At 62.4% G+C, this 25,823-nt stretch carries 9 protein-coding genes; all 9 read right to left on the bottom strand.

The annotated features are described in order from the left end of the window. Positions 1-58 precede the first annotated feature (58 nt). A complete protein-coding gene (locus VQ071_RS02170) occupies positions 59-1,222 on the bottom strand; it encodes a Ger(x)C family spore germination protein (RefSeq protein ID WP_340512197.1) in 1,164 nt (387 codons plus the stop codon). Next, on the bottom strand, positions 1,219-2,715 hold the full coding sequence (locus VQ071_RS02165; protein WP_340512196.1) for a spore germination protein: 1,497 nt from the start codon (positions 2,713-2,715) through the stop codon (positions 1,219-1,221). Before VQ071_RS02165 ends, VQ071_RS02170 begins: the two co-directional genes overlap by 4 nt. Further along, positions 2,712-3,827 carry a GerAB/ArcD/ProY family transporter gene (locus VQ071_RS02160; protein ID WP_340512195.1) on the bottom strand — a complete coding sequence of 372 codons (1,116 nt, stop codon included), beginning with the start codon at positions 3,825-3,827 and terminating at the stop codon, positions 2,712-2,714. Before VQ071_RS02160 ends, VQ071_RS02165 begins: the two co-directional genes overlap by 4 nt. A 260-nt stretch (positions 3,828-4,087) precedes the next feature. Continuing rightward, positions 4,088-5,710, bottom strand: coding sequence for a hypothetical protein (locus VQ071_RS02155; RefSeq protein WP_340512194.1), 1,623 nt, complete (start codon positions 5,708-5,710; stop codon positions 4,088-4,090). 54 nt (positions 5,711-5,764) lie between these two features. Then, complete coding sequence (locus VQ071_RS02150; RefSeq protein WP_340512193.1) at positions 5,765-6,691, bottom strand: carbohydrate ABC transporter permease; 927 nt, start codon at positions 6,689-6,691, stop codon at positions 5,765-5,767. Then, positions 6,691-7,665 carry an ABC transporter permease gene (locus VQ071_RS02145; protein WP_340512192.1) on the bottom strand — a complete coding sequence of 325 codons (975 nt, stop codon included), beginning with the start codon at positions 7,663-7,665 and terminating at the stop codon, positions 6,691-6,693. Before VQ071_RS02145 ends, VQ071_RS02150 begins: the two co-directional genes overlap by 1 nt. A 1,039-nt stretch (positions 7,666-8,704) precedes the next feature. Continuing rightward, positions 8,705-9,757 carry a LacI family DNA-binding transcriptional regulator gene (locus tag VQ071_RS02140; protein WP_340512191.1) on the bottom strand — a complete coding sequence of 351 codons (1,053 nt, stop codon included), beginning with the start codon at positions 9,755-9,757 and terminating at the stop codon, positions 8,705-8,707. 558 nt (positions 9,758-10,315) lie between these two features. Then, complete coding sequence (locus VQ071_RS02135) at positions 10,316-17,980, bottom strand: S-layer homology domain-containing protein (RefSeq protein WP_340512190.1); 7,665 nt, start codon at positions 17,978-17,980, stop codon at positions 10,316-10,318. A 138-nt stretch (positions 17,981-18,118) separates the two neighbouring features. After that, positions 18,119-25,765 (bottom strand): glycosyl hydrolase, encoded by a 7,647-nt coding sequence (locus tag VQ071_RS02130; protein WP_340512189.1) that lies wholly within the window; start codon positions 25,763-25,765, stop codon positions 18,119-18,121. Positions 25,766-25,823 lie beyond the last annotated feature (58 nt).

The raw sequence follows: 25,823 nt of genomic DNA, 5'->3' as shown, positions 1-25,823 counted from the left end.
CTCCAGCAACGAATCCCTGCCGGCTCCTCATCCCCTCGCCCTTCGCGCCCCCGCGCGGTCAGGACAAGTCGAACTTGCCGGAATGCGCAAGATTGAATTCGACCTTCACCTCCAGCTGATCGGGCTCGAGAGACAGCCCCCCGTTCGCGCGGATCCGCTTCCACAGCCGGTTGTGGTCCCGGTACAAATGCTCCTCGAGCTCCATGATGTCCACCTTTTTCTCGCACCCGATCCGGTAAGTCTGCTCGATATTCGCCTTGATCTTCCTCTCGATATCGCGTTGGATCTCTGTCTCGGTCATCTGACCCGCCAGCTCGACCAGATGTCCCCGCAGCTTGACCTCCAGACGGAACTTGGGTCTAGCTCCGCCCCGCAGCAGCCGGACCCGCGGCTTGCTGTCCTTGATGTTGACCGTCGCCAGCCCATTCCCCTTCCCGTCGCCTCCGCTCTCCTCGTCGCCGGCGTACACATAATACTGGTTGAACTTCGGATCGATCCACCGATAGCCGTCCAGCTCCTGCACGCTCATGAACGAGCCCGGCTTTTTGTTGTAATAGGGAACGACGCCCTCGTATGTCTGCACATCCATCGGCGACTTGGATACGTGCCAGCTGGCGCTGTCGATCTTGAGGGAAGGAAGCAGCGCGGTCGAGGCGGGCTCGAAGATCTTCTGGACGAACTGCTGCATCGTCATGGGCCGGACCAAGCTGCTCTGCTCATACTGGATGCCGGGATTGTACATAATGCTGAGCAGCGGCGAGCGGCCGAAAAAGGTGCCGGTGTTGAACAGGGCCAGCAGCGGCTCCCCCGTCGCGAACACGAGGGACGTGTACCGCGAGGCCCGCTGCCGGTTGTTGGCGTCCAGGATGTCTTCGATCCGGCCGAGCGCCCGCTTATGGATGATCAGTACTTTCATATGCTCCAGATTGATGCTGAACTGCGAAGTCTGCTGCAGATTGCCGAGCGCGTAAATCAGCGTTCTGCCCTTCCCTTGGCCGACCCAGATGCTATCTGTGCTTGTGCCCGGCTCCCGCGTCTTGGCGACCGCGCTGAATTGAATCAGCTGCGCGTAGATGACGTACTGCCCCTCCACCAGGTCGATGCCCAGCGCCGACACGTAGCCTTGATCGGACAGGTCCACCTCGTCCCAGCAGCCCGTCAGCGTCGTGCATCCGGCTGCCAGCATGGACAGGAGCAGCACCGCTTTTCGTATCGTCCTCATTTCCGGTACGCTTTCCCCTTTCTTCGGCGCATCACCCAGGGCAGCTGCAAGAAAGCCTGCGGCATCTCTCTGAATCTCATCGTGGCCAGCGGAGCCATGTACGAGCGGCCGAACGTCTCGAGCGAGCAGACGTGGACCACGATGGCGACCAGGGACAGGAAAAATCCGAGCATTCCGAGAAAGGAAGCGAACACAAGCACAACAAAGCGAAGCACCGTAACCGTGCCGGTCAGCGTCTGGTTAACCAGCGCGAACGTCGACACCGCCGTGACGGCCGCAGCGACGAGCATCGTCGGGGAAGTCAGGCCGGCGTCGATGGCCGCATTGCCGACGATCAGTCCGCCGACGACCGATACCGTCTGACCGACCGCCCGCGGCAGACGAACGCCGGCCTCGCGGAACAGCTCGAACATCAGCAGCATCAGATACATCTCCATCGTCGTGGACAGCGGCAGTCCGTTGCGCGAGGTCGAGACCGTCGCCAGCAGGCTGAACGGAATCTGGTCGGTGTTGAAGGCGCACAGCGCGATCCAGAAGCCCGGCAGAAAGATGCTCAGGAACAGGCCGGCGAACCGCAGCAGCCGTTCCAGCGAGACGTAAAACCAGGGCATGTGCAAGTCTTCCGGAGACTTGATCAGAAAGGCGATGTCCGAGGGCCCGATGATGACGCTCGGGTTGCCGTTCACGATGAGGCAAAATCGTCCCGACATAAGCGCCGACGCGACATAATCGGGCCTGCCGGTGTAGTTGACCAGCGGAAAAAGCGTAAATCGCTTGTCCGAGATTAGCGACTCGATCTGCGTGCTGCTGTCGACCGACACGACGTTTTTCTGAATCTCGTGCAGTCTGCGGCGGACTTGGGCGACCATGTCGCTGTCCGCGAGGCTCTCCACATACATGAACGCGATCCGCGTCGGGGACTGGGAACCCGCCGACAAGATCTCGCATTGCAAATCCGGCCTCCGGTGTCTGCGGCGGATCAGACTGACATTCAGATCGAGGCTCTCCACGAATCCGTCGCGGGGTCCCTTGATCGATACCTCCATGACCGATTCGTCCGGCTGACGCTCGGTCATGTTGCCGATATGGCTGACATAGATCTGCCCGCTCTCCCGAACGGCCAAGATGACGGCGCCGCTGAACAGCTCCTCGAACAGCTGCTCCCCCGCACCGGATTCATCCTGAATGAGCAGCATGTTCAAGTCTGCCGCCGACACCAGTCTGTCTCCATCCTCCCGCATCCCCGGCAGCAACGACTGATGCAGCAGCGTGGTATCGACCATGTTCGGGCAGTAGAACATCGCGACCTCACGGCGCTCGCCGCCCGCCAGGATCAGATCCGACTTCACGATCACGACATCCTGGCAGCCCCGGAGCTGCTCCTCAAGCTGTTCGGGCGTCCACTTGCGACCGCCGGCCGGCCCGTTGCCGTCATGCGCGGATATAGACGAGCCTCCCGCAGATCCCGTCTGACTCTGCCCCTGCTGCGTCATCCCGCGTCCCCTCCTTCAGCGACGGCCCTGCGGCCCTGCGTACGTGAACCGACCATCGCGATCAGCCACACGACGACGCCGATCGTCACGACGATCGCCCCCGTCAGCGGGAAGAAGTAGTTCAACAATTTCCTGTACTGCACCATATGGTTGCAGGCAATCTCGGCCAGCGACACGATCAGCAGCATCTGCACGGCGAATGCGCCTTTTTTTCTCCACCCCGTACGCAAGGACAAAATATCGGTTATTAAAAACACCCCGAGGGCCATGCGGATCATGGAGCCCGATATCCATTGATAGATGGCGAAAAAATCGAGATGCTCGATATATTTGCCCACCTGCACAAGTCTCCACTGCGAAAAAGCGGGGTATCTCATCCGCTCGGCTTCGTCCGGTCCGAATTGCGTGATCGCCCCCGTGAGCGGTCCGATCGTCAGCAGCGACAGGATGACCACCAGAATCGCCAAATGAATCCACTTGAATTTGCGCTTCAAATAATGCTGGTAAAGGACGAGTCCGTACATCTCCGTGAGCACGCATGCCGACAGGAGGCTGCCCTGCCATACGGGCGCCCAGCCATGCTCGAGAAACGGCTTCAGATAGACATATTCCTTGTGCGGCAAATTGGCTGTCAGCACGAAATCTCCCAGTATGACGACAAAGGGAAGCAGCACGGCCGAGGCATACGCGATCGTCCGCAAGCCGCTCGCCGCCGCAAACAGCACGATAAGCGCAGTAAACGATGTGATGACCAAGGTCGGCGTCTCCGGCAAATAAGTCGTCTTGGACCACGAGGTGGTGTCGATAAGCGTATTGAGGGCGACGCAGAACAGGACAAGGCACAGCGGCACCTTGAATATCCATGCGCCGGCCTTGCCAATCGTTCGCTCCAGCATGGACATCAGCGGCTCGTTCAATCGCTTGATCGTCCCCAGGATCGGAAAGCTGACCCAGAGGATGCCGAACGCCAAGGCGATGACCGGGCACATCCAGCTGTCCCGCTTGGCAACATGCAGCAGCAGCGGCACGATAAGCACGTGATTGACCAGCCCTACGGACAATATCTGGATCATGACGGCCGGCATCAGCCCGAACCGCTCGTTTTTTTTCATGCTGCCGTCCTCTCGCCTTCTCTAGGTTCGTCACTGACCGCTCGCCGATCTGCGTATATCGCTCAGTTGCCGGCGCAAGTACAGCTCCGTATCGATCTCCTCATCCGGTAGCTCGCAGCGGATCATGCCGTCCCCGATTGTCATCCTGCGACCTGAAACCGCAACTTCTAGATTGTCCCCCACAAGGATGATTTATCCATTGGATGGAGCCCCGCAGGTGAAAAAAGCCCGCGCTCCAGGAGGAGGCGGGCCGTCGCGTATTATTTGATACCGTTGTTCATCTCTTCCAGCACCTTGTCGACCTTCGGCTGCATCGACTTGGTCCAGGCCGTCCATTCCTGCACGGCGTCCTTCTTGGAGACGACGATCTGCTTGATGGCGGTCTGCTTGTCGTCCGCGAAGCTGCCGTACTTGTCTTTGTTCGGCGCGCTGAAGTATTGGTAGGAGTAGTCCAGCTTGCGCAGGTTCGTGTTTTCTTCCGTTTGATTTTTGAGCATATCCAGCACTTCGTTCCTGGTCGTCTCGGAGACGTCCGGATTGACGGCCTGGAAGTCGCCGTTCAGCAGCGCCAGCGTGCGCAGGAACGCACCGTTATACTTCGGCGGCGCGAGCTTGCCGTTGTCGTCCTTGCCCCACTTCAGCTCGATCTGCCCGCCCGCTTCGTCCCAGTCCTTGCCCTTCATGCCGTAGAAAAAGTATTTGCTGCCCTCTTCGCTCGCCGACCAGTCCATGATGTCGAGCAGGCGGTCCATCTTCTCGTCGCTCACATTGGCGCTGAAGATCGAGGCCGACCAATAATTGTCCCACTGCTCGCTGAACATTTTGCCGTCGCTGCCGACGACCTTCATCAGCTTGATCGCCTCGTCGGGATTGACGTTCGGATTGGCCGTCGCGAAGTCCTTTTTAAGCTGATTGTAAGCCGCTACGCCGAGATTGTCCGCGTACACGCCCATCAGCCCGGATACGAACTGGCTGCGCGAATCGTTGTCCTTGGCCGTGAAGAAGTCTTTCCAGTAGACGCCGTCCTGGTACATCTTCTGCATGAACGCGACGCCCTCCGCCTTGGCCGGGTCGGTCTGCGTCCACACGTACTTGCCGTCCTGCTTCATATAATCCGGCGTATTGGAGAATGCGCCCGCCAGGTAGCCGAAGCCCCAGCCTACGTCGCCGTAGCCGATCGTCTTGCCCGCGCCGTTGCCGCCCGGGTCCTGCTCCTTCATCGCCTTGGCCAGCTCGTACACGTCCTGCGCCGTGTACTGGTCCTTGTCCATGCCCAGCTTCTTGGCCCAGTCCTGGCGGTACGCCACGAACATCGTGCTGTTCATGTTGTACGGATTGTCGCCGCGCGCCTTGGGCCAGGCGTACAGCTTGCCGTCGATCTTCCACTGGTCGACGACCGGCATCGAATCGCGCAGCTTCGCCAGATTCGGGCGGCTGTCGTCCAGCACCGGGATGTCGCGGAGAACGCCCTGCTGCACGAGCTTCTTGTACTGGCCGAACGTCTCCGGCTTCAGGTCGAACACGAGCACGTCCGGCATGTCGCCCGAAGCCGTCAGCAGGTTGACCTGCTCCGACCACGAGTCCCATACGATCTGCGTCAGCTTCAGGTCCACGTTGAACTGCTGCTCGATGTACTTGGACAGGTCGTCATTGAAGTCCGTCGCGTCGAAAATGCCGAGGTTGAGCGTCAGCTTCTTGTCGTACGACTTGGCGCCGGTATCTCCGGCAGCCTGTGCGGATTGGGAAGCCTGTACACTCGCCTCCGCCGACTTGCTCTCCGCCGGTTTGTTGTCGGCGTTGCTGTTTTTACTGCAGCCCGACAGCGCCGAGGCGAGCAGCGCAGTCCCCAGCAGGGTCATCGCCATTGCTTTGCTTTTTTTCATTTTTACACCCCTCGATTTGATTTTTGAGCCGTCCATCTATGGGAGACATCCGGTTCAACCTTTTAAAGCGCCCAGCATGATACCCTTCATGAAGTACTTCTGAATGAACGGATACGCGCACATGATCGGCAGCATCGTGATCAGAATGCTCGCCATCTTGACCCCGTCGTCGAACGCTTCCTTCTGCATGGCGGGCGGCACGCCGGACGCGGCGTTTTTCACCTGCGTATTGGCGATGATGTTGCGCAGCACCGTCTGGACCGGGAAGTGGTTCGGGTCCCTGATGAACAGTACCGCCGTGAACCAGTCGTTCCATTTGTCCACCGCGTAGAACAGTCCGACCGTCACGATGACCGGCAGCGACAGCGGCAGGATGATCCGCCACAAAATGACGGGTTCGCTGGCACCGTCGATCTTCGCCGACTCCTCCAGCTCCTCGGGCAGGCTCTGGAAGTAGTTGCGGACGATGAGCAGATAGAATGTATTGACGCCGGCCGTCAGGATGAGCGACGACAGACTGTTCACGAGGCCGAGGTTTTTGACGAGCAGATAGTAGGGAATGAGCCCGCCGCCGAAAAACATGGTCAGGATGACCATATTGAGGAACAGCGCCTTGCCGGGGAAGCTCTTCTTGGACAGCGGATAGGCGAGCGTGACCGTCAGGAACATGCTGTAGATGAGACCGAGAGAGGCGGTGATCAGCGTCACGCGGAACCCTTTCCAGATCGCGTCGGTCTCAAAGACGAAGCGGTAGTTGACGCTCGTGAAGTGCTTGGGAAACAGCATGAACGGCGAGCGCGTATATTCGCTCTGCGTCACGAGCGAGACGAGCACGGAGTTGTAAAACGGATAAATAATGACGAGCGCCCAGATGCACAGAATGAGCAGCACGATCCAATCGAACGGCGCCAGCCTTCTGCGCGGGCGTGCGCCGCGCGGTTGCGGTTGCGGCTGAGCCGCGGCGGTACGGGAACCGGCCATCAGAATATCCCCCTCGAGCCCAGCGCCTTGGCCATGCGGTCGGCCGCCACCAGCAGCAGGAAATTAATGACGGACTTGAAAAGTCCGACGGCGACGCTGACCCCGAATTCGGGCGGCGCCTGGAACGTGATGCGGTACAGGTAAGTATCGATGATGTCGCCTACGTTGTAGACCATGGCGTTGTACAGGTTGAACACCTGGTCGAATCCGGCGTTCATGACGTTGCCGACGCTGAGGAGCAGGAGCAGCACCGCGGTCGAGCGAATGCCCGGCAGCGTGATATGCCACATGCGCTGCAGCCGTCCGGCCCCGTCGATCTCTCCCGCCTCGTACAGCGAAGCGTCGATGCCGGTGATCGCGGCCAGGTAGATGATGCACGACCAGCCCGCGCTTTTCCATATATCCGACAGGATGAGCAGCGGCCTGAACAGGCCCGCTTCGCCGAGGAAGGCATGCCGCTCGAAGCCGAGCACGCCGAGCAGATTGTTGATCATGCCCGTATCCGAAGCCAGATTGACGATGAAGCCGGACACGATAATCCAGGACAGGAAGTTCGGGAAGGTGAAGATCGTCTGCAGGATGCGTTTGAACTTGCCGTCCCACACTTCGTTGATCAGCAGCGCCAGCAGGATCGGAGCCGGGAACCCGATGATGATCTTGCCGAAGCTGATGATGAGCGTATTTCGCACCGCCCGCCAGAAGTCGGCTTCTACGAAGACGTAGCGGAAGTTGTCCAGCCCGCTCCACGGACTGCCCAGAATACCCTTGTTGAACATGAAGGACTTGAACGCGAGCGTGACGCCGTACATCGGAATGTAGTTGAAAATGACGTAAAACGTAATGCCCGGCAGCAGCAGCAAATACACGAACCGGTTTTTCTTGATCTCCCGCAGCAGCTGTCCGCGTTCCGCCCGTACGGGTGCCGCGTGTCGCCCGGTCGCCGCCGTCGCTTCTCTGTTTGTTCGGATAAGCAACCCCTCCATTGAAAGTGCTTTCATCTTCAAATAAATTATACTTTTTTATTTTATTTTTTTCAATATTTTATTATAAATATTTCAAATAAAATTAAAAAAGAACGGCAATTGCGTGAATGAATTTTTGAACGAAAAAAAACGTCAGAGGAACATTGTTCCCTGACGTTTTTTTCGTTCCGCTCGCAGCGCACCACGCTCTGCGCCTCGCCGTTCCTCTGCAGCCGCGTTTTTCTCGCTTGCAGCACACTCTGCGCCCCGCCGTCCCTCTGTAGCCGCGCTTTTCTCGCTTACAGCGACGCGCCTCTCCTGTAACCGCGCTTTTCTCGCTTGCAGCACACTCTGCGCCCCGTCGTCCCTCTGCAGCCGCGTTTTTCTCGCTTACAGCGACGCGCCTCTCCTGTAACCGCGCTTTTCTCGCTTACAGCACACTCTGCGCCCCGCCGTCCCTCTGTAGCCGCGTTTTTCTCGCTTGCAGCGACGCGCCTCTCCAGTAACCGCGTTTTATCGCTTGCAGCACACTCTGCGCCCCGTCGTCCCTCTGTAGCCGCGCTTTTCTCGCTTGCAACGACGCGCCTCTCCTGTAACCGCGCGTTTCTCGCTTACAGCACACTCTGCGCCCCGCCGTCCCTCTGTAGCCGCGTTTTTCTCGCTTACAACGACGCGCCTCTCCTGTAACCTCGCTTTTCTCGCTTACAGCGACGCGCCTCTCCTGTAACCTCGCTTTTCTCGCTTACAGCACACTCTGCGCCCCGTCGTCCCTCTGTAGCCGCGTTTTTCTCGCTTGCAGCGACGCGCCTCTCCTGTAACCGCGCTTTTCTCGCTTACAGCACACTCTGCGCCCCGTCGTCCTTCTGTAGCCGCGTTTTTCTCGCTTACAACGACGCGCCTCTCCTGTAACCGCGCGTTTCTCGTTTGCAGCACACTCTGCGCCCTGCCAACCTTCTGTAGCCGCGTTTTTCTCGCTTGCAGTTCGGTTCGTTGCCCTGGCCGCGCCTGCAACGTCGCTCTCCCTGCTTACAGCGGCTGACTGCGGCTTGCCTCATTCATATTCGCGTACGGACTGCCGCTCGATCAGCTGTGTCGGCAGCAGCACCATCTCGGCGATCGCGCCAGGACTGTCGATTCGGCGCCGCAACAGCTGCACGGCTTTCTTGCCGAGCTCGAGCTGCGGCACCTTCACGGTCGTCAGGCGGGGGGTGATATGCTCGCCCCAAGGCAGATCGTCGAAGCCGCACACCGACACATCCGCCGGGCACCGGACATCAAGCGAGCCCAGCACGCCCAGCAGGTCGATCGCGATGATGTCGTTGGCGCAGAAGAAAGCCGTGACCGGCTCGTCCGCCCGCAGGCAGGCCGTGACGGAGGCGGCGTAGGATTCGGAGGCGTAGTCGCCTTTGCCGCTGACGCCGATGCCGCCGATATAGGCGACATTGGCCGCGGCCTCGCCTTCGTCGCGCGCTCTGTTGTAGTCTTCGGCCGCCTGCGCGAAGCCCCTTCTGCGCTCCGAGAAGCTCAGCGCCGACTCCGGGTCGCCGACGAATGCGAGGCGGCGGTGTCCGGCGCGGAGCAAAAGGGCTCCTGCCTCGTAGGCCCCCGCGTAATTGTTGGCGAGCACGTGATCGACGCTCAGATCGTTCACATGGCTGTCGATCAGGACGAGAGGTGTGCCCCGGTTTTTCAGCAGTTGAACATACGAGGCCGGCATATGACCGAGCAGAATCGCACCTTCGACCTTCTGGTCGCGGGCGGACTGAGGCAGCCCTTCCTCCGCGGGCAGCGAGACATCGACGCCGGTCAGAATCATGCTGCAATTGACCGCCGTCAGCTCGTTGTGAATGCCCTGGACGACCCTGCCCCAATACTCCAGATCCTCCAAGTACGCGCTCGGCAGCAGCACGAGCACACTTCCCGCTTCCTGGGCGGCGCCCGCCTTTTTCGAAGACTTGATCCGGTAGCCCATCTCCTCGGCCGTCTTCCATATGACTTCCTTGGTCACGTCGCTCACGGCGGGATCGCCTGCCAACGCCTTGGACACGAGCGCCGCCGAGACACCGAGCCTGTCGGCGATCGTCTGGAGCGTTACCTTTTTCATACGTCTCCCCACTCTCATCAGTACCTGACTTAATAGTATGGGAAGAGTGTATGACAATTCAATATAATTCAATTTTTTATTGAAAATTAATTGCGATTATTGTGCTCTCCCTTCAGCAAATAAAGATGCCGCGTATCGCTATTTCGTACCGTGGACCGGTTTTCGAGTAAATAAGGGTGTCGCACATCGCTATTTCGCACCGTGGACTGGTTTTCGAGTAAATATGGTTGTCGCACATCGCTGTTTCGTACCGTGGACCGGTTTTCGAGTAAATAAGGGTGTCGCACATCGCTATTTCGTACCGTGGGCCGAATTTCCAGCAAATAAGGATGTCGCACATCGCTATTCCGCACCGTGGGCCGAATTTCCAGCAAATAAGGATGTCGCACATCGCTATTCCGAGCCATGGGGCGATTTTCCAGCAAATAAGGATGCCGCACATCGCTATTTCGCACCAGGATGGGATAAAAGGGGCGAAGCGGGATTTGGCCCCGCTTCGCCCCTTTGGCGCTTGCCGCCGACCGCCGATTCATTCGAACCGGCGGCGGCTTGCTTTATTTACTGCTGCAGCAGCTTGTAAATGACCTGCGCCGCTTGCGCCCGGGTCGCTTGACCCTTCGGCGCGAACTTGCCGTCCGTGAAGCCGTTGATCAAACCAGCCTGCGACAGCTCGTTCACCGCATCAAGGGCATAGCCCGCGATGTCCCCCTGATCGGCGAATGCCTTGCCGGTCGCGCTGCCCGCGCCCTGCTTCGTGCCGACCAGCGCAAATGCGCGGGACAGCATGACTGCCATATCTTCACGCGTGATCGTGTCGCTCGCGCCGAAGGTGCCGTCCGCGCGGCCCTTCACGATGCCGAGCTTCGCACCTGTCGCGACCGCGCCGTAGTACCACGCGTCCGCCTTCACGTCATTGAATGACGCCTTCGCCGACGCGTCCTTCAGATCGAGCGCTTCAAGCAGCAGTTGCAAGAACTCTGCCCGCGTCACCGCGCGTGCCGGCTCGAACTTGTCTGCGCCCGTGCCCTTGGCAATCTGCCGCGCCGCCAGCGCCTCGATCGCTTCCTGCGCCCATGCCGCCTTCGACAGATCGGCGAAGGAGACATCCGCGTAGCCGACTGCATAGCGGCTAAAGTGCTGCGGCGCGAACGTGATCTTGCCCGCCGAAGCATCGGCCTTCGTCCGCTTGACCGGCTGCAGCGTGCCGTCGTCCGCGATGTTGTACACGACGAGCTTGTGCGCTTGCTCGCCAGCCTGCGGCTTGTAATCCAGCGTCACACTAACCGCGCCGCCCGTGCCGAACGACACCGGCTTCGCGCCGTCGACCGTCAGGCTCAGCTCGTACGCCGGACGCCCGCCGATGACGCCCTTCGCGTCCGCCGACAGCGCCGAGGCATCCAGCTTCGCGATCGTCAGCGTCAACTGCTGCGCGTTCGCGCCGAGCAGCCCCGCGTCCGTCCGCACGACAATCGTCGCGCCGTTCGCGGATACCGCGATCTCGCCAACGCCGCCCGCTGCGGCCGCGCTCATGATATCTTGCAGCGGCAGTTTGATCGTCGCCGTGCCAACAATGGCAGCAGCCGCGCCCGTATCGATCGCGATCTGCAGCCTGCCGCCCTTGGCGCCGTCGACTGCCTTCTTCACATCAACCGCGCTCAAGGCTACCGCCACATTGCCCTGCGCATCCGGCTTCGCCGTCACGGCAATCGTGCCGCCCGTGACCGTCGTGCCTTCATTGCCCGCAGGCGGCGTCACCGTGCCCGGATTGCTGCCCGGACCCGGATCGACCGGCGGGGTCGTCGTGTCGGACAGCGTCGTCACATTGACGCTGAGACCTTCGCTCCACTTGCCCGCCTCATTTTTCGCCTTGACCGTGAACGTGTAGGCCGTGCCCGCCGCGAGACCCGACACGTCGTACACTGTAGCACCGACGCTCGTCTCGCCGAGCAGCGTCACACCGCTGTACACGGCATAACCCGCGAGCGGCGATTCGCTCGTCGCAGCCGGCCAGCTCAGCCGCAAGCCCGTCTGCTTAACATCGCTCGCCGTCAGCGCCGCGCCCGCCGGCCATGCCGGCGCTGCGGCCTCTTCGCCGCCGCCCGGCACAGCCGTCACCGTCACCATGGCTGCGGCCGTAAATCCGCCGTCCGACGTCGTCACCGTGACGGTTGCCGTGCCCGCCGCGACTGCGGTCACCAGACCATCCGCAGACACCGTCGCCACGCCTTCGTCGCTCGAATGCCAGCTTACCGTCTTATCCGCGGCATCCGCAGGCGCGACCGTCGCCGTGAGCTGCGCCGTCTCGCCCGCCTTCAGGCCAAGCGCCGTACGGTCCAGCGCGATGCCCGTCACCGCAACTTCCTCCGGCTGCGACAGATCCTGCGTCATGACCAGCTCCACATCGTCGACGGCGATCCAGTCGCCGCCGAGATCCTTGGAGTGGAAGCCCGCCGTCAGCTTGCCGTCGCGCACTTCCAGATCGGACAACTTAACGTACGACCAGGTGCTCGTGCCCGTCGGCAGATTGACGCGCTGCGTGCCGGCCGCCGTCGTCGCCGTCATCTCCGCGACCTGCTGGCCGCCCTTGGACTTGGTCCAGGCGCGCAGCTCGTAGATACCGTCCTTCAGGCCCGTCACTTCCTGCGCAGAGGTCACCTCGAACGCGGCGGCGCTCCAGTGAACGAGACGGTACGTGCCCGTACGGACGTCCGTCGTCTCCAGCTTGACCGTGCCGTCTCCCACTTCGGCGCCGGACGCGTCCTTGTGCGTCCAGCCCTTCGGCAGGATCGGCCATGCCGATGCGTCCACGACGTCCTCGAAGCCGCCGTTCGGCATATAGTTCGTCTGCGGCTTCGGATCGCCGTCGTCGAACGGATTGTTCGCCACGTCGACCTCGAACGTGCGCTTGGCCGACTTCACGGCCGTGCCGTCGAACAGCGCCAGCGCCGCGGTCACTTCCTTCGTGCCGTTGGCGATCTTGGACGTCGTGTACGTCCACTTGCCGTCAGCGCCGACCGGCGCGTAGAACGTCTGCTTGCCGGCCTTCAGCTCGACATAGGCCGCGCCCTGCGCCGTGCCGCGCAGCGTCAGCGGCAGACTTTTCACGCTCGTCTCGGTATTGTCAATCGTGACGCTGCCCGCTTCCATCGCGGCCTTGAACTTCGCGCCGTTAATGTCGTCGATGTACAGCGTCCCGGAGGTCGCCGTCGACTGCGGCGTGCTGCCGACGTACAGCGAGAACGCCGTAATGTTGACGCTCGGGTCCGGACGCGCCGCCGGATCGGAGCCGTACCAGCTCGGATAGCGGAACGAATCGAACGGCACGTACATCAGTCTCGGCTCCGAGCCCTTGAAGTTGACGCTCGTCTCCCAGTACTTGCCCGCCGCATCCGTGAACTGGATGGCCAGCGAGTTGTTCGAGCCGTCCGGCTGGAACCAGAACGTGAAGCCGTCATAGCCCTTCAGATTCAGGAACTCCGGATTCAGACTGCCGCCCGCATAGCCGGGGCCTGCGTAGTTGTAGTCGATCCGCATGCCGTAGCCGCCTTCGGACTTGTGCGTCGCATCAAGCGACACGTCGAACGAGCCGCCGCCCGCATTGCGCCCGAACGCCTTTTGCAGCAGCGCATTGTAGCCGCCGTAGCCCTCGAAGTTGTCCAGCTTGGACGCATTGGCCAGCTTGACGTCGTCGAGGTACACCGTGCCCTCGGTCGGCGCGGAGCCGCCGCCGCTGCTCACGACGACCGCAAACTCATCGACCTTCGCCAGATTGATCGGACCTGCGCCCACCGCCTCGATATTCCACTGCGGCTGCACGAAGTCGGACAGCTTGATCTCGATCGTGCGGGCCGTCGTATCGGTCAGCACGACCGGCGCTTCCCAGAAGCGGCCGTCGCCCGTCTTGAGCTGGAAGGCGAGCTTGTTGCCGCTGCCGTCCGGCTTGACCCAGGCGTGCAGCACGTCGAACTGCGACAGGTTCGCGCCTTCGAGCGCACGGGTCAATCCTGCGTAGTATTGGCCGGTAAACTTGTAATCCAGCCTGACGCCGAAGCCGCCGCGGCTCTTGTTCGCCGCATCGAGCTTGATCGAGATGTCGTCGCCGTTCGGATTGCGCACATAACGCGCCGCGATGTTGGCGTCGACGCCGTAGTCGTACTCGCCGTCCTCCATGACGCTCGCCGGCGGCTTGTCCGTCAGCGGGATCATATTCGCGCCGAAGCCGAGCTCGGCCTGGGCGATCGCAGGCGAAGCGCCGCCAGCCGAGGCGGGATAGACCGCCTTCACGTACCGCGTGGAGGCCGGCACCGCGAAGTCGGAGTAGATGACCTTCGTCCAGCCGCCCGCATCAGGCGTGCGGGACACCGCCGGATTCACCTTCGCAAACGTATCGCCGTCTGCGGATACGTAAAACGTCAGCGCGTCGTCGGTGTTCGCATAGGTCGTGAAGCGGTACGAATTCACGTCGCCGTCGACGCGGTAGACGAGCGATGCCTCCGCGCCGTCCGCGCGGACGAGTCTGCCGTCCTGCAGCTGCAGATTGGCGCTCTTTGAATCGGCCTTCGCCTCGAACTCGCGGTCCACAATGAAGCCGTTGCGCACGAGCGCCGGAATCGCCTGATAACCCGTGCCGTCGTATTCGTACGTCAGTTGCACCTTGTCGATCTGCACGCTGTTGTTGCCCGGGATGCTGAACTTCACGTAGCGCGTGCCTGCCGGCAGATTCGTCGCCGTCTTGACGGCGCCCGTGCCGGTCGGCGTTATCTCCGTGAAGTGTCCGTTGGTCGCGGATACGAACCAGCGAATCTGCCCGCTGCCGTTCTGCGTCAGGCTGATCTGGGACAGCGGCACCGGCGAAGCGTAGGTCAGGTAGCCGCTGGCCGCCGTCGATACGTAAGCCTTGTAGCCGAGCCCAAGCTCATTGCCGTCCGGCGAGCTGGTCAGCAAGTTCGACGAATGGTCGTATGCGTACACCTGCCGCCGCTCATTATCGTTGTAAAGCAAACTCAATTCGTCGGTGACCACATGCGCGGCCGTCGTCGTCTGAATGTTGGACCAGCTCGACGCCCCGGACTCGTTGACGCCGCGGACGCGGTACTGATACGCCGTGCCGCTGATCGCCTTCTCGTCGTGGAACGACGGCGTGCCTGCGCGCCCGCCGTCGGAGAAGCTGGCCGCGACGGTCTCCCAGTTCGCTCCGCCGTCCGCGCTGCGCTGCACCTCATAGCCCGCCGCGCCGACCGAGCCCTGCCAGCGGATGTCCGCGACCGACGAGATCGGGAACAGCTTCGGCGCATTGTCCGGCTTCGGAATCGCCGGTACGGCCGACGACATGGCGGCATCGTTTTCTTTCATATAATGCGCGTACTTGAACACTGTACGAATAATGCCCGTCTCTCCGTAATAATCGCCCGAGGAGAACCCCGGCCAGTGGTACGACGCCCAGTTGCCCGGATTCTCGTCGTGCCAGTAGAACCCGCCGTCGTCCTTGTGCGGACGCAGCGACCAGAGCATGATGCCGTCCGTGCCGTTTTGCAGCGCCGCCTTGTACAGCGCGTCGACCGGCGCGGCCGTCGTGTACAGACCGAATTCGCCCAGTATATAAGGCTTCTTGCCCGCAGCCAGTGCCGCGTCTGCATTGACCTTGTCGATGAAGTTGCCGGTGTAGAAGTGATTGTTGACGATATCGATGTTGCTGTCCGTCAGGGAAGCCGGATCGATCGCGAACCGCCCGTCCATCACGAGCTGCTGCGGCTGCTCCTGCTCCTTGATGTACTTCGCGATCTCGGTCGTCCAAGACTGCGGGAACTTGTCCTGGTTGTAGCCGCCCAGCTCGTTGCCCGTCTCCCAGGCCATGATCGCCTTGTCTTCCTTGTATTTAACGCCGGTAATCGTGTTGACGCGATTCATCATGTAGTGAATGACCTGCTTGAAGTCCGAGATGACCAGCGGGTCGGTGTAAAACTTCCATGCGTCCTCATCGTTGGCCGCATCGTTCGAGATGGTGCCGGGGTAACGGAAGTTGACGTAGCTCTCGATGCCGCCCTCCCACTGCCACTGGTCGACGAACGGGATGATGAGCCGCACGCCGTACTGGTTGGCGAGCGCCAGCAGATTGTCGAGCTTGCGGAAGCCTGCCTCGTTGAACTGCATGACGCCGCCGGCGTCCGGACCGAGCACGAGCGCGTAGCTGGCGTTCGCATTGTCGTAACGCTTGACCGGCGGCACGTAGGTGCGCGTGACCTGTCCGCCCATCGCCGAGATCGTGCGCAGCGCGTCCTCCTGCGAGAACTCCGAATCGCGCATGCCGCCCGGATAGTTCAGCGAGCCGAAGCGGAATACCTTCGTCCCGTCCATCAGCTTGTCGCCGCTCGCGGTGATGAAGTTGGCGAATACGGAAGGCGCTGCCGCTGCCGCTTCGACATGGATCGGCGCGCTCAGGACGGCGTCGCCGAACTTGCCCGTCGCATCGACCGGCGTCACCTCGAACTTGACGTAGCTGTTCGACTGCGCGCGGGTGACAACGAGCTGCAGGCCCGTCGCGCCGTCGAGCGGTGCGTAGGTGCCGCTCTCGCTGTCCGCCAGCAGCCAGCGGTAGCGGGAAGTCCCGGCCGCGGTGCCGTAGTCGCTCTTGAAGTCGAAGGCGCCCGTCAGCGTATCGCCTGCCTTGGCTGCGCCGGCCGTACCCGTGCCGCCCGACACCGAGACGTTATCCGCCTTGATGCCCGCGTCGTGGCCGAGGATGGCCGCGAACCTGAGCGCCAGCTTCTGATGCGCCGCCTCGTTCGGATGGGTGCCGTCGATGAAGTCCGACGACGTGAGCCAGCCGGTCGTGTCGATATATTGCACGTTGGCGTCGCCTGCCGCGATACGCGCGTTGACGGCGTTCAGCGTCTCCTGCGCGTAGGCGCCGTTGAACAGCCGCTGCGCGTACAGCACGGCGCTTGGGTACTTGGCGCGAATATCGGCGAGGAACTTCTCGTACGCCGCCTGGTACGTGTCGCCCGGCACCTTGAAGCTGCTGTCGTTCGTGCCGACATTGATGACGACCGCGTCGGGTTGAGACGAGAAGTCCCAGTCCGTCGTCACGGCCGAGTCCGCGTTTTTCAGCTTGAAAAACTGCTTGCTGAGGCCGACCTTGCTCGCAACGTAGCTGCCGCCCGACCATTGATCCACCAGATTGATGCCGGTAAAGGCGATCTGCGTATGCTCGTAGCCGAGCATCTCCGGCGCGAGCCACGCGAAGTCGGACAGCGCCTGCTTCGGCAGCAGGTAGCCCGCGAGGATGGAGCCGCCCGCGAACTCGATCGTCTTGGCGCCGACCTGCGGGTCCTTGGCCGTCGCGCCGCTGCCCAGGATGAGGCCGCGGAAGTTCAGCGCATCGCTCGTGTACGGCGTCGCGACCATGAGCGTATGCTCGCCGTCCGCGAGCGGCGTCGGCGTCAGATCGACGATGCCCGAAGCGCCGGGATAATACGTCTCCTGCCCGTCCACCCGCGCGTACAGGTTAACCGCGCCCTGCACGACCAGCTTGGCCGTCGTGCCGGTGAAGTTGACCTTGAAGTATGTGCCGCCCCAGGAGGTCGTATATTGTTCGGCATTGCTCTTGTCCCATCTGCCGAAGTACTTGATATGCGCATCCGTCGGCGCGATCACGTTCGCGCCGGCCGGAATCTCGACGGTGCCTGAGCCCGCCTTGGCGAGCCGGAAGTCGTCGAACCAGGCAAGCTTCGTCGCCTTGACGACGACGCGGATCTGCGTCGCGCTGCCGCTGTTGAAGGCCAGCTCGTACTTCGTCCAGTCCGTCTTGACGTTGTCGGCCGTCGCGACCTTGATCGCCGTATTGCCGGCATCCGCCGTCGCCGTCCGGTATTCGATCGACGTCGATGCCGCGTCGGCCTTCACATAGAACGACAGCACATAATCCGTGTTCGCATCGACTGCGATCGGCAGTTGCCTGGCGTACGGGAAGCTGCCGTCTCCTTTAATTTGCAGCGAATAGCTGCCCGCATGGTAGACCGCGTTCGTGACCGACAGCTTCGTCGCGTCCGACACTTCCCACGGCGCCAGCGCGCCCGTCTCGAAGTCCGCATTCGCGAGCAGATTGCCGTCCGCCGCGCGGGCCTTGCCGCCACCCGGTCCGAACGACGCCCACAGCCCGGCCGTGAGCGACAGGACGAGCAGCATGGACAGGACGCGCCAGGCGCTCTTTTTCCGATGATTCAAATGAATCCTCTCCTTGGTATGCAGATGCAGTACGTGTTGCAAGAAGAAGGGCCCTCCGACGGTAATCGAGCTTGCGAGGAAGTCCGATCATGCCGGCGAAGGGCCCGCTTGAGATACGGGAGCAAGCCTGCTTGCCCGTTACTGCTGAAGCAGCTTGTAGATGACCTGCGCCGCCTGCGCCCGGGTCGCCTGACCCTTCGGCGCGAACGTGCCGTCCGTGAAGCCGTTGATCAGGCCGGCCTGCGACAGCTCGTTCACCGCATTAAGGGCATAGCCCGCGATGGCCGACTGATCCGCGAATGCCTTGCCGGTCGCGCTGCCCGCGCCCTGCTTCGTGCCGACCTGCGCGAATGCTCGGGACAGCATGACCGCCATATCTTCGCGCGTGATCGTGTCGCTCGCGCCGAAGGTGCCGTCCGCACGCCCCTTCACGATGCCGAGCTTCGCACCTGTCGCGACCGCGCCGTAGTACCACGCGTCCGCTGCGACATCATCGAACGATGCCGTCGCCGACGCATCCTTCAGGTCGAGCGCTTCGAGCAGCAGTTGCAAGAACTCTGCCCGCGTCACCGCACGTGCCGGCTCGAACTTGTCTGCGCCCGTACCCTTGGCGATCTGCCGCGCCGCCAGCGCTTCGATCGCTTCCTGCGCCCATGCCGCCTTCGACAGATCGGCGAAGGAGACGTCCGCGTAGCCGACCGCATAGCGGCTGAAGTGCTGCGGCGCAAACGTGATCTTGCCCGCCGAAGCATCGGCCTTCGTCCGCTTGACCGGGTGCAGCGTGCCGTCGTCCGCGATGTTGTACACGACGAGCTTGTGCGCTTGCTCGCCAGCCTGCGGCTTGTAGTCCAGCGTCACGCTGACCGCGCCGCCTGTGCCGAACGACATCGGCTTCACGCCGTCGACCGTCAGGCCCAGCTCGTACGCTGGACGTCCGCCGATGACGCCCTTCGCGTCCGCCGGCAGCGCCGACGAGTCGGCCTTGGCGATCGTCAGCGTCAACTGCTGCGCGTTCGCGCCGAGCAGCCCCGCGTCCGTCCGCACGACAATCGTCGCGCCGTTCGCGGATACCGCGATCTCGCCAATGCCATTCGCCGCGTTCAGGATGTCCGGCAGCGGCAGCTTGACCGTTGCCGTGCCTGCGATGGATGCCGCTCCCGTATCGATCGCGATCTGCAGCCTGCCGCCCTTCGCGCCATCGACTGCCTTCTTCACGTCGCCCGCGTTCAAGGTTATCGCCACATTGCCCTGCGCATCCGGCTTCGCCGTCACGGCGATCGTGCCGCCCGTGACCGTCGTGCCTTCATTACCCGCAGGCGGTGTCACCGTGCCCGGTCCCGGATCGACCGGCGGGGTCGTCGTGTCGGACAGCGTCGTCACATTGACGCTGAGACCTTCGCTCCACTTGCCCGCCTCATTCTTGGCCTTGACCGTGAACGTGTAGGCCGTGCCTGCCGCGAGACCCGACACGTCGTACACTGCAGCGCCGACGCTCGTCTCGCCGAGCAGCGTCTGGCCGTTGTACACGGCATAGCCCGCGAGCGGCGATTCGCTCGTCGCACCCGGCCAGCTCAGCCGCACGCCCGTCTGCGTCGTATCGCTCGCCGTCAGCGCGGCGCCCGCCGGCCACGCCGGCGCTGCCGCTTCCTGCACCGGCTTGCTGTTGTCCCGGGTCGTGAAGCGCGGCATGCCTTCGATGCCGATGCTGTGCTGATAGAAGGTCGCCATCGCTTCCTTCGTGTTGTAGTTCCACGTGCGGATGCCCCACGGCATCGCCAGCGTCCAATCCGGCTGCGCCGCCTGCTCGTCCTGCGACGGGAAGACAAACGTCTCGCCGATGATCATCGGCTTGCCGTCGGCCGCCGCGATGCGCCTCGCCTGCTCGTAGTGCCGCTGCTGATAGCCGAGCGGATCGTAGAAGTCGACCGACAAAATGTCGTAGTAGTCCTTGCCGGGGTTGAAGCTGTTCCAGTCGTTCGCGTCATACTCCGCCAGACCGCCGTCCAGTCCTTCGTAGCGGTCGAACTTGGCGTCGCCGTCCGCATACCCGTAGTCGTCCGGCAGATCCTGGATGTTCCACACCCAGATGATGTTGGTGAGTCCTTTTTCCTTTTCCATATAATCGTGGAACATCCGGTACAGCGCCGCGCTGCCCTCCGGTCCCGGACGTCCGCCCCACCAGAACACATGCTGGTTCATCTCGTGGAACGGCCGCAGCATGACGGTCACGCCCGCACCCTCAAGCTGCTGGAGATACTTCGCGTACTCGTCCATGCGCAGCTTCCAGTTGCGGTTCAGCTCGGAGCCGTCCGTCAGCAGTTCCTTCCATTGATCGTTGTAAAGGTAGCTGAAGATGCGGTTCGGGCTCGGCAGCGTCTCCGGCGCCGTGTCTCCTCCCCAACCGCCTTCGGCTTCCTGGGCGACCGTGTACTGCGGCGGCGAGACGTGGAACATGATCTGCACGAGGCTGCCGCTCTCCCACTGGCGCTTGACTTCGTCGATCATGTTCTGCCGGTACGGCACCGTGCCGCCCGTCAGGAAGTCCGCGCTGTACAGCGCCGGGTAGACGCCGAACTCATTGGCCACGCGCTGATGCAGCACGTCGTTCGTCGCCGGATTCGCGTACGACTGGTCGTGGTGCATCGCGGACAGCATGCCGTGTCCGGTGAGCTGCTTCAGGTAATCGACGACGTCGACAGCCGGCGGCAGATGACTGACTGTCACGCTGAGATCGATATGGACGTCGATCGTGAACGTCGTGCCATCCAGGTACAGCTTGACCTGCTTCAATGCGACGTTCGTATGCCCTTCCTTCAGGAAGTCGCCCTTCGGCACGAAGCGGTCTGTGTTCGGCAATACCGCAGGCTCGGAGGATACGTAGGTCGCCTGTACGATCTTGGCGCCCGCCGGGAGCGTCGCCTTGCCGTTCAGCAGCGAGATCAGATTGCCGATGCCGTCGGCCGCAAGCTCCGTCTGCGCGAAGGAGATCGCCGGCAGAACCGGCTTCTCGCCGAACACCAATTGAATCTCATCCAATGTGATGCTGCCTCCCGTCGCGGACCCGACCTGGTTCGCATACAGCGCGAACGAGGTGATCCCTTTCAGATTGATTGTGCCGCTGCCTTCCTTGCGCTTGAACTCCGCGATCGGAATGACGAGATGCTGCGGCGCGGTCGACGTCTTGTCGAAGCCGGCCACATTGTTCAGATGCGCCTCGTAGGAGGCACCGTCCGACAATTGCAGCAGAATGTCCTGTCCCGTGCCGTCGGTCTGCACCCACAGCTCGACAGCCTCGAGACCCGGCCAGTAGCCGTTCACGGTGCGCGAGCGGCCGGAGTAGCCGTTCGTATACGTATAATCGAACTTCATCGCGTTGCCGAGACCCGCGCCGAACGGCGATGCCGTCAGCGTCGCGGTATTCTGGCCGCCGTTCGTATTGCGCGCATAGATGCCGGAGAGCTGCTCGCTGTCCGCATAGCCCGAGAAGTCGTCGAGCGCGGTCTTGTACTTGACGGGCTCGACCGGACCGCCGCCCGTCCGCGCGGACGAGAATACCGGCGTATCCAGCAGCGACACCGTGTTCTTGTAGAACGTGCGCAGCGCGTCGTCGGTGTTGTACACCCACGCGTCGTCCGCCCACGGCATCATCATCGCGTAGTCCTTGTACTTCGACAGCCCCGCCGTGTCCAGCAGCTTGAAGCTCTCGCCGATGCCGATCGGCTTCGGCCCTGCGGCGCCGCCGGCCTCAGCCGCGAACTTTTTCATCTGAGCGTAGTAATCGTCACCCTTGCTGCCGAGCCCGTTCGTGTAGGCATCGAGTGTCAGAATATCCCAGTAATCGTTGCCCGGGTTATAGTCCTGCCAGTTCATCCGGTTGTCGAAGTCCTGTACGTTCCACATCCAGATCATGTTGTCGAGACCTTTGACGTTCACCAGATAATCCTTGGTCAGGCGGTAGAGCGCGGCCGTGTTCTGCGGTACGCCGGCCCACCAGAAGGCATGCTGGTTCATCTCGTGGAACGGACGGACCATCGGCACGACGCCTGCGTCCTTGAGCTGCTGCAAGTATTTGGCGTATTCGTCCAGCCGCAGCTTCCAGTTTTTATTCAGGTCGCCGCCCTCCGTGAGCAGGCTCGTCCATTGCTCCGCCGTCAGGTCGGTCTGCACCGCGTTGGCGCTGCCGGACCAGTCGGCGCCTTGCTTCTCCTGCTCGACCGTCCGGGTCGCGGACGGCACGTGGAACATGATGTTGATGAGCGCGCCGTCATTCCACTGGCGAATGGCCTCGTCGATCATCCGCTGCCGGTTCGCGACGTCGTCCTTGAGGAACAGGAAGTCGCCGCTCCAGATCGCCGGCGTGACGCCGGTCGTCTCCATGATCCGGTCCGTCGTGATGCGCGGCCGCTCGTTCGGCTCCTTGTTGTGCATCGCCGACAGCGTGCCGTTGCCGGTCAGCGCCTTGAGGTATGCGAGCACATTGACCGGTTCGGCCAGATTGCCGACTTCGATCTTGACCTTGCGGTTCACGTCGATGTAATACTGCTTGTTGCCCGCATACACCGTCACCTGCTTGATCGTGACCTCGACGGTTCCCGCCTTGCGGAAGATGCCCTTGGAGGAGAACAGCCCTTCATTCTTCAGCATGCCGTCGTCGCTGCTGTCGTACAGCACCTGGAAGATGTAAGGCGCAGCGCCCGTCGTACCCGCACCGAGCGCGGTAATCGACGTGTTCGCCTTCAGCAGCTTGATGAGCGTATCGCTGCCGGTCGCCTGCCAGTCGGTCGCGGAGAAGTCAATCTTGAAGGCCGGCGCTTCCTTGGCCGGCGCCAGCTTGGAATACGAGACGCCGTCGAACAGCAGCATGCCGCTGCGGTTCTCGCCACCCAGCTTCTTGACATAGAAGCCGAGGCCGAGCAGCTTGGACGGATCGAATGTCGTGCCGGCCGCGAGCGGCTTGAACGCCTCGATCGGAATCTCCAGGTACTGCGGCGTCTTGGCGGTGGCGCTGTAGCCGCGCAGGTCGAGCAGGTCGAACTCGAACCAGCGGTCCGGCGCGCCGGACGCCAGCCGGATCAGCACCGTCTGGCCGCTGTTGCCGTTGCCCTGGAACCACAGCTTGATCGTCTTCGCGCCCGTGATGTCAAGATTGAGCGCGCGCGACGTTCCCGTATAGCCGTCGGGACCGTTCGTGTTGTACGTCATCGCGAACGCCTGCTTGCCGCTGCCGCCGAGCGGCGAGGCTTGCAGGGCGACCGAGTTCGTGCCGCCGGTCGTATCGCGCTTGTAGGCCGCGGTTAGTGCGGCGCTGTCCGCGTAACTCTCGAAGTCGTCGACCGCGATCGTGCCGACCCTGCGCGTCTGGAACGCCGGCGTATCGGCCAGCGTCAGATTCGACTGGTAGAACGTCTTGATCTTTTCCGCCGAATTGTAGTCGAACGTATCGCCCGCCCACGGCATCGCGAACACCCAGTCCGGCTGCGCCGCAAGCTCCTGCTGCGTCGGCAGCACCCAGCACTCGCCGATCGCCATCGGCTTGTCGCCGGCGACGGCCTTCGCCTGGTCGTAGTTGGCCTGCGTGTAGCCCTTGGCGTCGTACACGTCCAGCGCGAACACGTCCCAATACGCTTCGCCCGGGTTGAAGGACGACCAGTCTCCGGCGTTGTAGCCGTAGCTGTCGCCATAGTTCGCGGGCAGGTCCTGTACGTCCCACACCCAGATCAGATTGTCCAGACCCTTGACGTCGACGAGGTAGTCATGCGTCAGGCGGTACAGCGCCTTCGTATGCTCGGGATTGCCCGCCCACCAGAACACATGCTGGTTCATCTCGTGGAAAGGACGGAACATCGCGGTGACGCCCGCCTGCTTGAGCTGGATCAGATAACGGTAATATTCGTCCAGGCGTTGCTTCCAGTTTTTGTTCAGCTCGCCGCCTTCGGTCAGCAGGCTGTCCCACTGCGCTTCGCTGAGGTACGCCTGCACACCGTTCTGGTCCGACGTCGCCGTACGGTCGTCCCACTTGGCGCCCAGCTTCTCCTGCTCGACCGTGCGGTTCGGCGGCGCCACGTGCAGCATGATGTTGACGAGCGCGCCGTCGTGCCACTGGCGGATCGCCTCGTCGATCATCGTCTGCCGCGCGTTCACGTCCCGCGCCTGATACAGGAAGTCGCCGCTCCAGATCGCAGGCGTCACGCCGGTTCTGGCGAGCAGCTTGTCCGTCGTCTCGCGCGGATTGGTGTTCGGCTCCTTGTTGTGCATCGCCGTCAGCAGTCCGTTGCCGCGTTGTCCCTTCAGGTAGTCGAGCACGTCGACAGCAGGGTTCACGCCGGTCACGTCGATGGTGATGTCGCCGCTCACCGCGATTTCCTTGACCGTCCCGTTGATCTCGGCCTGTACGGATTGCAGCTTCACGCGCACCGTGCCTGCTTGGCGGAACAGCCCTTTGTAGACATAGCCGCCGTTGGCGCCGGCCAGTATCTCAGGCTTGCTGCTCTCGTACTTGACGCCGACGATCCGGCCGCCGTCCGAGACGGTCGCATTGGCGTTCAGCACCGACAGCAGATTGTCGCCGCCCTGCGCGGTCAGACTCGTCGCATTGAACTTGACCTCGCCGCCGCCCGCCTGCTGCGCGTAAGGCACGAGGCGGACGATGTTGTCCAGCTTCAGAGCCGACGACGCGGCGATGCCGGCGCCGGTCTTGTTAACGTACAGGGCGATGCCCTTCATCTGATCGAGCGCGAGCGTCATGCCGCTCGACTTCGGCGCGAACATCGCGACCGGTATGATCAGATGCTGTGTCGCGGTGGACGTCGGGTCGAAGCCCGGCACAGTGGCCAGATGGGCTTCCATCGAGGAGCTGGCGCCGCTCGTGAGCTGGAGCAGGATGTCCTGCCCGAGCCCGTCGCCCGTGAAGTCGAGCGCGATCGCGCCCGTGCCGGTCCAGTCCTGGCCGGCGAGCGACTTGACCGCGCCGGTATAGCCCTTGCTGTTGAAGCTCGCCGCATCGTAGGCGAATGTCATCGCCTTGCCGGCGCCCGCTGCGGTCAGCATGCGCGTGTTCGCGCCGCCGCTCGCGTTGGACGTCCAGGCCGCGGCGAGCGCAGCATCGTCGGCGTAGCCGTCGAAGCTGTCGACGGCGGTGTCGCGCGCGAAGATCAGCTTCGCCTCGTCGAGCGTGACGGTGCCCGTGCCCGAGCCGCCGAGGTACATGGCGAACGAGATGACGTTGTCGGTAGCCGGGATCGGCGTCGTACCGCCCTTGGCCGTGAACTCGGCGATCGGCACGACCAGATGCTGCACGGCCGTGCTGTTGGCATCGAAGCCGGGATGCTTCTTCAGGTCGGCTTCGTACGAGGTGCCCGGCCAGGCGTCCCCGATGTTGAGCTGCAGGATCGGATTCGGGATCGAGGCGGACGATTGAATCGTCAGCTCGATCGCCGCGAGCCCCGGCCAGGCGCCGTTCTGCGGCAGCGCGCTGCCGATATCGCGGCGCAGGATGATCCCGTTGTAGCCCTGGGCGAGATCGTAGTTGAATTGCAGCGCCTTGCCGTAATCCGCGCCAAGCGGCGAGTCGGCGAAGGAGACGGAGCCGGACGCGCCCGGATTGCGGCTGTACTTGGCCGCGTCGGCGGCGTCGAAGTTGTCGAGGACAAGCTTGAATTCGGGGCCGAGCAGCCCGAGATTGCTCTGCGGGTATGCGGCGGCAGTCACCGAGAGCGCCGCCGCATCGGCTGACGCCTCTCCGGGCGTCTCGGCCGCGACGCGCCCGGCCAGCGGATTTGCGAACACAGGAAAAATCATCATAGCTGATAGCAGCATTGCCAATCCGGAGCTGAACCTCTTTTTA

This window comes from Cohnella sp. 56 (assembly GCF_037963805.1).
GTDB lineage: Bacteria > Bacillota > Bacilli > Paenibacillales > Paenibacillaceae > Cohnella.
Note: the sequence above shows the minus strand (reverse complement) of the source record. Positions and strands in the feature narration are given on the sequence as shown.